This is a genomic window from Paraburkholderia phenazinium (assembly GCF_900141745.1).
Taxonomy (GTDB): domain Bacteria; phylum Pseudomonadota; class Gammaproteobacteria; order Burkholderiales; family Burkholderiaceae; genus Paraburkholderia; species Paraburkholderia phenazinium_B.
Genome location: NZ_FSRM01000002.1, coordinates 2,422,447 through 2,434,889, shown reverse-complemented (window position 1 = coordinate 2,434,889; position 12,443 = coordinate 2,422,447). Strand labels below are relative to the sequence as shown.

11 protein-coding genes are annotated in these 12,443 nt (G+C 59.8%); 4 read left to right on the top strand and 7 right to left on the bottom strand.

What is annotated here, in order from left to right; all coding sequences use genetic code 11:
* Positions 1-155: 155 nt before the first annotated feature.
* Positions 156-638, bottom strand: a complete 483-nt coding sequence (locus tag BUS06_RS30805; protein ID WP_074268108.1) for a MarR family winged helix-turn-helix transcriptional regulator — start codon at positions 636-638, stop codon at positions 156-158.
* 232 nt (positions 639-870) lie between these two features.
* On the opposite strand from BUS06_RS30805, the gene BUS06_RS30800 reads away from it, so the two are divergent.
* Positions 871-1,602, top strand: a complete 732-nt coding sequence (locus BUS06_RS30800) for an alanyl-tRNA editing protein (protein WP_074268107.1) — start codon at positions 871-873, stop codon at positions 1,600-1,602.
* Between the two features lie 10 nt (positions 1,603-1,612).
* On the top strand, positions 1,613-2,464 hold the full coding sequence (locus BUS06_RS30795; RefSeq protein WP_074268106.1) for an AraC family transcriptional regulator: 852 nt from the start codon (positions 1,613-1,615) through the stop codon (positions 2,462-2,464).
* A 74-nt stretch (positions 2,465-2,538) separates the two neighbouring features.
* Here BUS06_RS30795 and BUS06_RS30790 read toward each other — a convergent pair whose 3' ends face one another.
* The 6 genes from BUS06_RS30790 to BUS06_RS30765 form a co-directional block, all read right to left on the bottom strand.
* Positions 2,539-3,696 carry a peptidyl-alpha-hydroxyglycine alpha-amidating lyase family protein gene (locus tag BUS06_RS30790; protein WP_074268105.1) on the bottom strand — a complete coding sequence of 386 codons (1,158 nt, stop codon included), beginning with the start codon at positions 3,694-3,696 and terminating at the stop codon, positions 2,539-2,541.
* 359 nt (positions 3,697-4,055) lie between these two features.
* Positions 4,056-5,231, bottom strand: a complete 1,176-nt coding sequence (locus BUS06_RS30785) for a glycosyltransferase (RefSeq protein WP_074268104.1) — start codon at positions 5,229-5,231, stop codon at positions 4,056-4,058.
* On the bottom strand, positions 5,228-6,088 hold the full coding sequence (locus BUS06_RS30780; RefSeq protein WP_074268103.1) for a polysaccharide deacetylase family protein: 861 nt from the start codon (positions 6,086-6,088) through the stop codon (positions 5,228-5,230). The genes BUS06_RS30785 and BUS06_RS30780 overlap by 4 nt, the downstream gene beginning before the upstream one ends.
* A 267-nt stretch (positions 6,089-6,355) precedes the next feature.
* Complete coding sequence (locus BUS06_RS30775) at positions 6,356-6,574, bottom strand: hypothetical protein (protein ID WP_074268102.1); 219 nt, start codon at positions 6,572-6,574, stop codon at positions 6,356-6,358.
* A gap of 42 nt (positions 6,575-6,616) precedes the next feature.
* Entirely contained in the window at positions 6,617-7,126 is a 510-nt protein-coding gene (locus BUS06_RS30770; RefSeq protein WP_143787687.1) for a lysozyme inhibitor LprI family protein, read from the bottom strand.
* Positions 7,127-7,441: 315 nt separating this feature from the next.
* Positions 7,442-10,063 (bottom strand): TonB-dependent receptor, encoded by a 2,622-nt coding sequence (locus BUS06_RS30765; protein WP_074268100.1) that lies wholly within the window; start codon positions 10,061-10,063, stop codon positions 7,442-7,444.
* A gap of 209 nt (positions 10,064-10,272) precedes the next feature.
* Between BUS06_RS30765 and BUS06_RS37625 the strand changes: the two genes are divergently transcribed.
* Together BUS06_RS37625 and BUS06_RS30760 are read left to right on the top strand one after the other, a co-directional pair.
* A complete protein-coding gene (locus tag BUS06_RS37625) occupies positions 10,273-10,623 on the top strand; it encodes a hypothetical protein (RefSeq protein WP_143787686.1) in 351 nt (116 codons plus the stop codon).
* A gap of 503 nt (positions 10,624-11,126) precedes the next feature.
* Complete coding sequence (locus BUS06_RS30760) at positions 11,127-12,287, top strand: alpha-D-ribose 1-methylphosphonate 5-triphosphate diphosphatase (RefSeq protein WP_302050893.1); 1,161 nt, start codon at positions 11,127-11,129, stop codon at positions 12,285-12,287.
* The last annotated feature ends 156 nt before the right edge of the window (positions 12,288-12,443 follow it).

Below are 12,443 nucleotides of genomic sequence, written 5' to 3'. Positions count from 1 at the left end.
ACGATCGTGCTTGAGGCGCTCAAAGCAAGCACCGCCGCAGAAACAGGCCGCACCATCAAACAACATGTACACACTATAAATGCGCACTTTTCAGATTCGGCCCACGCTTGGTGCACTGCCAGGCGCAGGCACACCGGCGCTCGCAAACGTCTGCGCTACTCCAGCTCAGGACCGCAAAGCTTGCGTAGCAGATACAACACCGCCACCCGCTCGACAGCGTTGAGATCGCTCATCGTGAGTTCGCTGATACGCGCAGCGGTCGGCGTGGTCAGTTCGAGCAACTGGCGCCCGCGCTCCGTGAGTTCTACCACGCTCTTGCGCCGATCGTCCTGATTGGCTTGCAACTCCACAAGCCCGCGTGCCTGCAGACGTTCGATGATGCCGCGCACGGTCGCCCCATCGATGGCCGTCGCCTTGCCGAGATCGCTCATTGACGAAGGCCCGAGCCGCCGGTTCGCACTGAGCACCGCGAACTGCACCGCCGTCAATTGAGGATCGTCGATGGTCTGCGCGAAGATCGCGAGGTGGCGCTGGTAGGCCCGGCGCAGCAGATGACCGATCTGCTCCGAGAACTCATACGTGGATATATCGACCTGCGTGGGTGGCGTCGGCTCGGAAGGGGACTTGGGCGGCGCCATGATCGATGGATCTCTTGAAAGTGTTGTCGTGAATCGAAGCGGGGTCGGACAACGCCATTCTACAAAGATTTCGCGTAAGCACGTTGCGGAGCCGTCCGGCAAAAGCCTCAGCCACAGTGGCACCGAGCAACATTCCGCATGTCAAACAGCACTTTTGACCAAGACCGACCCCGCGCCCTGGCGTCTATACTGTCCCCATCGAAATCAGTCTCCCGTCACCCGGTTTGCTGCGATGCCTCATTATCTTTGCCACGAGCAGCCCGATCTGCTCGAGTTCGACGCCAGCGTAGTCGACGCCCGTCCTGGTGCGGTGCTGCTGTCACGCTCGGCACTTCATCCCGGTGGCGGCGGCCAGGTCTGCGACACCGCAACACTCCAACATGCCCATGGCATGGCGCGCATTGTTGGTGTTTCCGTGGAAGACGGCCAGTACTGGCATCAGCTCGATACGTCGATTGAACTGGCGGGCGAGCTGCACGTCTCGATCGACGCGCCGCGGCGCGCCACGCTTGCACAACTCCATACCGCGACCCACATCCTGAACGCGCTCGTGTACCAGCAGTTCGCCGGCGCACTGGTGACCGGTGCGCAGATCAACGCAGACGGCAGCGCGCGCATGGACTTCGATCTGCCTGAAGCGGATAACGACGCCTTGCGATCGCTCGAAGGGCCGCTCAACGACGTGATTCGCCAGGCTCTGGAGGTTCGCGCCAGCTACGTCGGCCTGCGCGACGCCCAGGCAACGCCTGGACTGATCCGCAGCCTCTCGGTCGCGCCTCCGCCCACGCCGGACGGAACGATCCGGATCGTCGAGATTGATGGGCTCGACCAGCAGGCGTGTGGAGGGACACATCTGACGAACACCGGGCAGTCGCGTGCGATACGGATGACGAAGATCGAGAACAAAGGCCGCCGCAATCGCCGTGTCCGGATCGAACTTACAGAGGATAACCTGGTATTTTAAGGAAGCAGTCATGCCAGACGGTAGCTTGGGCAAGGAAGTCGTTTACTGGCGAGACGGTGCGCTCGAGGGCGCGGCGCTCGCTACCGCGCGTTACGGCGCACACGAGTTCGAGCGCCATATGCACGACGAGCTCGTGATCGTGATGACCGAGTTCGGCGCAGGCCAATGCCGCACGCGCACCGGCAGCGACGTATCCGGGGCCGGCACCGTGTGGGTGTTCGGCCCCGGCGAATACCATTGCGGTGTGGTCTGGGAGAACAAGGCGTGGCACTACCGCGCGATTTACCTCGATATGCAGGGACTCGCGGCACTAAGCGCCGTCTTTAGCGACGACTCACGCAGCGACCGGCCCTTGACCATCCCGCCAGGACTTTACTGCGACCCGCAGTTGTGCCGGCTGCTGTTGAAAGCGCATGCAAGTCTCGACGAGAACTGCCCTGCGCCGCTAATGGAACGTCAAGCGAACTGGTGGGCGGCAATGGGCATGCTGTTTGGCCGCTATGGTCAGCCCAAACCCGTCGTCACCGAACTGGGCCGCGACACGCAGAAAATGGCACGCGTGCGCGATTACATCAGCGCTGAATATGCGCGCGATATCCCGATCGACGAACTGGCGGAAGTGGCCAACCTTAGCCGCTATCACCTGATACGCGCGTTCTGTAAGGAATACGGGCTGCCACCTCACGCGTACGCGAACCAGGTGCGGTTGATGGCCGCCAAGCAATTGCTCGTGGCCGGAAGCAGCGCGGCGGAGGCAGCTGTGAGCGCGGGCTTTTACGATCAAAGTCACCTTAACCGCGTCTTTAAGCGCGCTTACGGCATCACGCCTGGCGCCTATGCGGCGCTAAAGCCTGCGCTTTAGCCTTAGCTTTGGCTTTAGCGTCAGCTGCACGGAGCAATGCATCTGCCCCATGCGAAGGCCGAGCCCACGTTCGCTCAGGCATGCAGCACGAGCTTCTGCACGCGCCAGTTCAACAACTCGGCGACGAACAGCGTGTTTTCCGATGGGCAAGCCATCTGGTGAATCCAGCCGAACTGCTTCAGTTGCTTGCCGGACTCACCGAGCACGCCCAGCACCTTGCCGTCGAGCGTGAGCTTGTAGATGCGGCCAGGAAAGGCATCGGAACAGTACATCACCTGATCAGGACCCGGTGAAATGGCGATTGTCCAGGGCGAGCCTGGGGCGAAGGTGCCCGCGGCGATGGCCGCTTCATCGGGTGCATAGCCGATAGCGGGCCTTGCATTCGGCGGCACTGGCACGTCGATGGTGAACTGGCGCTGGAAGTTACCTTCGCCGTCGAACACCTGAACACGCCGGTTGCTGCGATCGGCCACATAGACGCTGCCGTTCGCGTCTAACGCGATGCTATGCGGTGTATGGAACTGGCCTGGACCCGTGCCGCGCTCGCCCCACGACTTGAGCCAGTTGCCGTCCTTGTCGACCTTGGCGACGCGCGAGTTGATATAGCCGTCGCTGATATACGTATTGCCGGCAGCATCCCACGCCACGTCTGTCACCTGCCGGAAGCGGCCTGGCTCGGCCGGTAGCGGCGGGTTCGGATGCTTGAGCGGACCGGTTTCTTCGTCGGCCGCTTCCTGTTTGCGGCCGAACACCATCGCAACGCGTCCTTCCGGGGTGAACTTGATCACCATGTCCGAACCTTTGTCCGTCACCCAGATATTGTCGTGAACATCGACCTTGACGGAGTGCGCGAACGACCACGCATACAGGTTGCGTCCAATCTCACGGATAAAGCGGCCGTTCGGTGCGAACTCAAGCAACTGGGTCGCTGCCGCCGCGTAAGCCGGCCCGCTGGTATTGCCGCGCGACAGTACGAAAATGTGGCCTTTAGAATTGAGCGCTACGCCCGAGCACTCGCCGAAGTACATGTCGATCGGCAACTTCACCGGGTCAGGAACCGAGTCGTAAGCGATGGTCGGAACCGTGGTTTCCGTTTCCGCATAGCCAAAGCGAGGCATCAGGGCAAGCGCTGCTGCACCCTCGCCTGCCAGCGCCAGGAAGCGGCGCCGCGTGACGGCACGTTGCTGCAGATCCCCGCAGCATGGACAGGATTCCGAATGACGGTGGTTCATTAAATCACCTCCTTGTTATCGGTTGATCGTGCCGGACACCGATTGTCTCCAACTTGCCGTGCGGGTGCATGACGCAACCCTTTGGCAGTTTTTCTTTCTACGTCACGTAGTCATACCGCATCGAACCTGTTCAACCGGTTATTCAGCAAGTAATCCAGCAGATAAGCGTGACGGATGTTGCAGACCTTACGGTTGCAAGCCGGCATAACTGACATGGCGACATGACCGCTCATGCGCATGCCGATGACACTATAGTCCATGTCGTGAATGGATGCGTTTGAGGGCAGCGCATGAAAAGACGATCTGTTCCATGTGAGAGCCCTGGGTGATCTGAGGTTTAAGGCTACCTCCACCGCAGGTCAGCCCGAGTGGCGCTGGACCTTCCATTTCGCCACGCCGCCGCTGCCTGCCCAAGGCCGCATTCTAGCAAGGCTCTCCTGGTAGACCACCTCGGTTCGGTCAGCGAAATCCTGCAGCGAGAATTGCGCCACGCTTCTCGCACGCGCCGCCATGCCCGCAAGCGTGACCTCAAGCCGGTTGTCGAGCAGGCGCATCAACAGTTGCGCAATCCGTTCGTGCTCGTGAGGTCCGACGATCCACCCGCTTACGCCCGCTTCGATATTTTCCGGCAGGCCGCCCGAGTCCGACACGATCACAGGCTTGCCCATCGCCATCATCTCCCGGCAAGCGAACGACAAGGTTTCACGCCGTGACAGCACAAAACCCACATCGAATGCTGCCACCAGGGGCCGCACGTCGCGCAGTAAGCCCGTGCAGATCAACAGGCCCGCCATGCCTAATGCACCGACCCTGGCTCGTTGTTGTGCATTGGGCGTCCGCCCCCCCAAGACCACGCGAATCCGTTCGCGTTGTGCCGGAGGCAGCAATGCGACTGCCTCGACCATATGCAGCCAGCCCTTGTTATCGTCCGTGCCCGCGATACTGCCGACCACCAACGCTCCGTCTGGGATCGCCGTACCCCAGCGTCTGCGAAGCCGCTCGCTTACGCCGCTTGCGACCGGCGCAAAGCGGCGCAGATCGATACCGTGATGCACGACCGACACCGCCTTCGTGTCATACACGGTTTTCGCGAGGTGCCGGCGCGTGTAGTCGGATACGCAGATCACCGAATCGGTCGCAAGCTTCCCTTTGAACCAGGTGCTCAAGCCGCTCACAGGCAAATCGTTGTGCTTGGTGAAGACGATGCAAGGCCGGGTGCGTTTCAATCCCAGCGTCGCCAGCATCGCGATCCGGTGATCCGCTGAACCGTTGACGTGAATGATGTCGAAGCCGCTCTTTTCGATCAGTTGCCGCAAGCGCCAGCCCGTTCCGACCATGGCGCCCAGTCTGTTACGAAACTCGAGCGCAATCGCTTCGACGCCGGGGATCACTTTCGCACTTGAATAGAGGCGACTCGAGCCCGGCGCCGCAACCGTCACGTGATGGCGCTCCGCAAGCGCCGCCGCCAAGGTGAGGATGTAGGTGGTGTGTCCGCCACCGTCGCCTGCGTGAAAATTGGTGTAGAGGATTTTCATAACCACGCTTCGCACCGGAATTGTCTGGCGCGTTTGAACCAGTAATACGCCCCGCCCCACAATGGATCCTGGTAACGCCGCAGTTTCTTTGCGAGCCAATCCGCGCCCCTGCCGTTATCGGCCAGGCGGTGAATCCGCAAGGTGTCGCTACCCGCTACGTTGCGTCGCAGATTCCGTGTCGTGTAGAGGTATTCGAATCCCGCTGCTTTAGCGGCGTCGATATAGTCGGCGTCGAAATAGCCTTCGGGCCAGCACAGGTGTTGCGAACCTGCGCCGAGACGCTTTGTCAGGATCGCTTTCGACTGTTCGATGTCCGCCCTGATTTGCTGATACTTTCCGATAGCGTCATCGCACAGCACGTCCCAGCGAAGATGGCTATGCGTATGACTATGAAATTCGAACGTGCCTGCTGCGCGCATTATCTCCACCTCGCTCCAGCGTACGGTCACCTCGTCCGCGCGGCCGTTGCGAACCAGGTGCTCGCACGCCTGATGTGTGTGCGCCGGTTCCGCACGCAGCGCGTCGATGCTGCGAAACGCGCCGTCATGCACGCGGCCCGTCACCAGAAACATGACCGCGTTGAATCCGTAACGCAAAAGGATGGGATGGGCGTAAATGTAGTTGTCCAGATAACCGTCATCGAACGTCAGCAAGACCGATCTCCGAGGCATCGGCGCCCCGCGCAGGAAGCGCGCAAATTCATCTGCGGTCAGCGTGATATAGCCGTTGTTCGCCAGCCACTTTATCTGCGACTCGAAGTTCTCCGGCGATAGGGTGAGCGGTCCGCCAGACGATGAAACATGGTGATACATCACTACCGGTACCGAATTCGCAAACGATTCAGCGGTTTGTATCATTTGCTCTGCATGCCGAAAGGTTTCTACATGGAAATTTGAATTAATATTAGATTGAACAAACTCCGCGATCTATCGGTCGTTTGTGGAGATTTGTGTCGCATTGTCGAAAGCGTCCATCATTCTCGACAAAGGATTGATCCACGCGATGCTGAAGATCGCGTAGCGGCGCTATATGCGCCTGAGAGGCTTACCGACGGGAATGGGTCGACACCAGCGTGTCAGACGCTGGTGTCGTTCGGTGGCAAGAGCGCGAAGCGCCCTGCCTTATCAACGCCGGATGGCGAGCCGGCGCAACTGCGAGACCACCTCGGCCGCGCTTCCAATCACTACCTTGTTGCGGAAGGCCCGCGTCACGACGATGCTTTCCATCGCGTCGTAATACCAGACGCCGACTTTGCGCCCGCCGAGCTCGACAATACCGCCAACGCTATCTAGCGGCCCTTCCTCTATTGAAACGATCAGCCTTACCGATGGCCCTTGGCGCATACGTAGTTATCCTCAGTTCGCCGCGCCGTGTTTCGAAGAAACTCACTTCGTCGCCGGGTTCGCGCCCTGGGCGGTCGCCACGATCGACTCATTCTTCAACTGCCTGACGGCGTCCGCCGCGGAGGGGACCAGCTTCTGGTCGACCAGCGCCGCTTCAAAGGCATCGTGCTGAGCCTGTTTGCCTTGCTCGTAGTCTGCATCCAGTTCGGCGATACGACGTTGATACCAGTTCAGCACGCATGCCTTGTCGGTACAGTTGTGCTGACGCCAGAGCCATTGCTGGATCCGCGCAGTCTCCACCGAACGCGGGTCGGGACTCGTATCCCGTGCGCGTTGATAGCTCACCGCGAGACGATCGTCGAGGCTGGATAGCTCCGGGTCGGCGCAGACGATCTTCTCGGAAGCCGAAGACCTGGTGCTGCAATGAAAGCTCGCAGCCGACGCGTTGCCAGCCAGCGTCGCGCAGACCGCCAGCACGCAGAGCGACAGCGTCGGCGAGGAATCTGCAAGGAGTCGGGTAACAAATGGAAAAGCAGTTTTCGATGTAGACATGACTAACCCTGTACGAGGAAAGTGTCGGATTGGGGCGCGCGGCATGCGTTCCCTGGCGCAAGCTGGCATAAACAGAACGATGCAGGTCGCGTGAGGGCAGAATAGTCGGCTTGGGCGCTATCTAGGCGCGAAGAAAAGGCCGTAGGACGCGAGTGCTTACGAAAGGTTTCCGCAGGAAATAAGCCGTTACCCGACCCCTACGTGCGGTGGGCTGAGGCACGGCGCCGTGTGCTGCGTCACAAACGAAAACGCGCCCGCGCCAGTCCCATTGCAAGGGACCGGCGCGGGCGCTTGAACAACTGTGCTACTCAGGCATCAGAACTTGTACGTCGCGCCAACCTGGCCATATAGGCCAACATACGTGTAAAGCGAGGTGTCATAGTAGCCCCGGGCTTCGTACTGCCACACCGGGTCGTACGGCGGCTTGTGGTTGAAAATGTTGTCGATGCCCGCGTACAGCGTCCAGTGTTTGAAGCCACTGTAGCTCGTGTAGATATTGAACTGGCTATACGATCCCACAGCAGGCGATCCGGCAACAATCGCTTGTGCGTACGGACCGGTGAACTGCCAGCTCAGCGTGGTCGTCCACTTGTGGAAAGCCCAGCTCAACTGCGTGTTGCCCCTCCACCGCGGGAACGATGCACCGAACACCGTGTCGATTGCGCCATTGTTGCCGGCATAATCGTCGGCGACGCCGTCGTTAGGCATAACGAAGTGCCACACGTACGCCCAGTCGCCGGACAGCGTGAACGTACCGATACTTGTCGGCAACGCCTGCTTGAACGTCCCTTCGAAACCATCCGTATGCAGATAGGCAAGGTTTTCGTAGGTTACGTTGTAGACCGTCGCGTTCGGATCAGCAGCAACCAGCGCCGCGATGCTCTCCTGACCGATCACATTGGTCACGTCGATCTTGTACCAGTCGAAGCCAATGTCGGTATTGCGGGCCGGCGACAACTCAAAGCCGATGTTGTAGTTCTTCGTGCGTTCAGGTTGCAGGTTCGGATTGCCGACTGAATTTTCGTAGACATCCTTGCCGTCGACGGTCTGGTAGCCGAGGCTCGCCTTTTCAGACGTTTCGACCAGTGTCGGTGCGCGGAAGCCGCGATTATAAGACGTATACATCGTCAGAGCCGAAACTGGCTGGTAACGCAGTGCAAAGCGTGGCGAGAAGGCGCCGCCGAAATCGTTGTAATGGTCGTAGCGTCCCGACTGGCTGAAGGTCAGGCCACGCAGCAACGGAATGTCGATCTGGTAGTAGACCGCCGCAACATTGCGTTCGCCATCCACCGCCTGCGTGAGCGGGTTCAGATATTCCGTAGAGCCCGCGCCGATATATTCGCTCTGATGCTGGAACTGCGCACCAAAGCCAAGACCCACATCGCCTGCCGGCAGCGAGAACAGATTCGCCGTGGAGATCGTCGCATCGAGCACATCGAGCTTCGAAATAGCCTGATCGTAAGACGTGCCAAACAGGCCCGGCAACGAATTGAGGGTCGACGAACTAAACGTGCTCTGCGTTACGCTGCTGAGATAGCTTGACAGCACGGAGGCATTGATCTGATTGCCGTACGCGTTGGACACTTCGCTTTGCGAGTGGCCGTATGACGTATTCCAATCCCAGTCGCCGAACTTGTCTGTGCTGATGGTGCCCTTCACCCCGGTCGAGAGGCGGTAGAAGTTCGAGACCGTCGTCACCGATTGCTCGGTCGGGAAGACATAGGTTAGTCCCGTTCCGCCCACTGTAGCGGGAAACGGCGAGACAACTCCATTTACCTCGTAGAGTGAAGTACCCAGGTTATCTCCATCACTGAACCCGGCGAGGCCCAGATCCGTTTTGGTGGTGTTGTAGCTCTCCCACACGTCGGCATACGCCTGCGTGGTGTCGTTGATCTTGAAGTCGGCATGGACCTTGACACTGCTGCGCTGGGTTTCGGGCTCGATGGACTCAGCACTTGCACCATTGCGCGAACACACCGTGCCGGACCCTTGGGTCGCGAGGTTGTTTGCCGCCGACGTCACGGTGCCACCCGATGCCGCGCAATCGCTCAGCGCCTGGGTGCCGGTAGCCGTGTTCCAGAAGGAGGCGGGCTGCGAGAAGAAGCCGCCGTTCTTGCTGGAGTAGTCCTGGTCGCTGGTGATGTCCCGCTCGGCCATGGTGATGCCGCTCGAGCGGTAGTAGCTCGCCGCGGCTGTCACGTTGAAGCCGTCCGACGTCAGATTGCCGAAGCCACCGAGCACGCTGAAGTTCGTCGTTCCTGCACCGCCGTGCTGGGCACCGCCAATGCTGCCGTCGAGTTGCAGCCCCTGGAAATCCTTCTTCGTGATGATGTTGACCACGCCGGCGATTGCGTCCGAGCCGTATTGCGAAACTGCGCCGGTCTTAACGATCTCGATGCGGTCGATCATGTTCGTCGGCAACGTGTTCAGATCGAAGAAGGTATCGGTGCCGTTGACTGCAAAGGCAAAGGGCGCGACGCGCTGGCCGTCGACCAACACCAGCGTGTATTTTTCGCTCATGCCGCGCAGCGCGATCCCCGCGCCGCCCGGGGCAAAGCTCGCGGACGTGCCCTCGCTCCAGCTGCTTGCCGAGTTGGCGGTTGTCGTACGCAGGTAGTCGGCGACCGTCGTGGAGCCGCTGTCCTCGATGTCTTTCTGCGAAATCGTCTGGACCTGATTGAAGCCCGTCTTGTCCGAACTGCGGATCAGCGAACCGGTAACCTCGAACTTTTGCAGCTGCTTCACATTGCCGGACGTGGCCGCCGGCGAAGATGCCGAAGTCGCAGTTGCCGGTTTCGCCGCCGTTGCGGATGCCGCATCTGCGGTAGCGGCCGCCGGTTGGCTCTGCGCGTATGCCGGTACACCACATGCAGCTGTTAGCGCCACTTCTGCCCAAACGATTCGTTGGATGGCGAGCGTCAAACCCCGTAGTTTCATTGCCCTTCTCTCTTGTCAGTAGGGACCCAATTCATAGTGAGAAGTCTTTTGGACCCATCACCCCGATCTGCAAACACGAAGGCCTCACTCGACCTTCGTCCGTTCTGAAGCGAACCCGTCAATTCCAGTTCATACGAATCGCAGTACTAATCGTATGAACTTTCAGATCGTCGTACCCTGTGACCGGCTAGCACGGCACGGCATATCAAGTGCAACAGACATCGATGGGCACACGCGTGCAGCGTCCTTCGCCTGAACGAATAGCGAATTACATTGCATTGATGAGTGGTATCGATCCAGATGCCGCCAAAGCGGTCCCGGACCAGCCGAACTCAGGCAAGACAAACCAGGAGCAAGTCACCCAGACCGGTTACAAGCCGCAACCAGCCTGTCTTTTGAAAATGATTCGGTATACGAACCAAACTCAATCACGTTCTGTCCAAGCTGGCTTCGTCACGCGGCAAACGAAAGTTAGCAAGACATTAACGCTGCATCAAACTTTTTTTGACAAACGTGGCATCTCAATCACAGTATTTACCTTTCGTCACCTTACCCGGTAAGCCCAACAGTTCCCGCCCCGGGCGACGAAGCGAACGATGCATCTGGCAGCAGCCAAATTCGCTTACTCAACGTTACTTGCCCACACCACGGCATATTCATCGGCATACGATGCGCTCACACTGCTTCTTACTCGTCGCAGTGGTCGTAAATACCTGTTTAGGTCCGCCTTATTGACCGTGGGGCGGACCCTTTTTCGTCTGGCGCTTTTTACACCTTTTCCACCAGCTCCCTTTCTCGCCCGTATCGTCTACGGATCGGCGCGGGACCCTCTTGCCTCCGTGAACAATCTCCCGCTCGCACCTCGGCGCGTGTCATGGTGCTGTCACGCACATCGGTTTCAATGAAAGCCTTACTGTGCATTTCAGCGCGCGAGCAGCGATGCAGGGTGAAGGCACGCCTTCTCGGGGCGATTGAGCATCATCCAAAACGTCTAGACGATTAGATGTATTGGTCCTCCTCGATTCCCCCGGAGGCGGCCGCGCCCGCAAAACGTCATTGCGCGATATCCGGCACCAAACGGAGCAAGTCCATGCTGATCAGGAACGCTCGCGTCGTCACGCGAGACGAAGAATTTCTCGGAACCGTGCGCATCGAAGACGGTTTCATCCGCGATGTGGAGCGCGGCAGCACGTCCGCGCCGAATGCCGAGGACTGGGACGGCGACTATCTGCTGCCCGGTCTGATCGAACTGCACACCGACAACCTCGAGAAGCATCTCGCGCCCCGCCCAGGCGTGCGCTGGAATATCGACGCCGCATTCGTGATCCACGATGCCCAGGTAGCCGCAGCCGGAATCACGACGGTTTTCGATTCGCTCAGAATCGGCGCGCGTTCGGACGTCGACATGCACAACCGCGACTTGCAGACGCGTTGCACGCAAGCGCTAGCGCGCCTGTCCGAGTGTCAGTTGTTGCGTGCCGACCATTTCCTGCATTTGCGCTGTGAAATCGCCGCCCCCGATGTCGTAGAGGTGTTCGACTCGCTCTACACCCACCCCCTTCTGCGGCTCGCTTCAGTGATGGATCACACCCCCGGCCAGCGGCAATGGCAGGACCGCGACCAGTGGCGCCGCTTTCAGGAGCGCCACGGCAAACTGACTGACGAACACTTTGCCGCTGTGGTGGCCGAGCTTTCAGAAGGCCAGGAGCGTTACGCAGATCAACACCGCCGCCAGATCGTCGCCCGTTGCGCGACGCTCGGCGTGCCGGTGGCGAGCCACGACGACACAGTGGTCGAGCACGTCGAGCAGGCCGCCGCCGAAGGCATCGTCCTGGCGGAATTTCCCACTACCCACGATGCCGCCAAGGCCGCACACCAATACGGTATCTCGACGATCATGGGCGCTCCGAACATCGTGCGCGGCGGTTCGCATTCCGGCAACGTGTCCGCGCTTGAACTCGCGAAATCCGGTCTGCTGGATATCCTTTCGTCAGACTACGTGCCCTCTAGCCTGCTGAGCGCGGCGTTCGAACTGGTCGACAAGGCGGGCTGGACGCTGCCGCGTGCCATGAGGACCGTCTCAAGCGAACCCGCCCGCGTGGTGGGGTTGCACGACCGCGGCTCGATTACAGCAGGCCTGCGTGCGGATTTCGTGCGGGTGCGGATGCACGACCAACTCCCCATTCCCCGCGCCACGTGGCGCGCGGGTGAACGGATCGTCTAGGCGCGCGGGCCGCCACCATGCTGGTGCCGTCAAATTCATCTAGACGTCTCTATCCGTACACCGATGTGTCATATGAGATTTCTAGAATGGTGCAGATTGAATTTTCGGACCGCGTTTGCAGCGCTCCTGCCCTAAAAGGCGCGAGACTGATGCGGG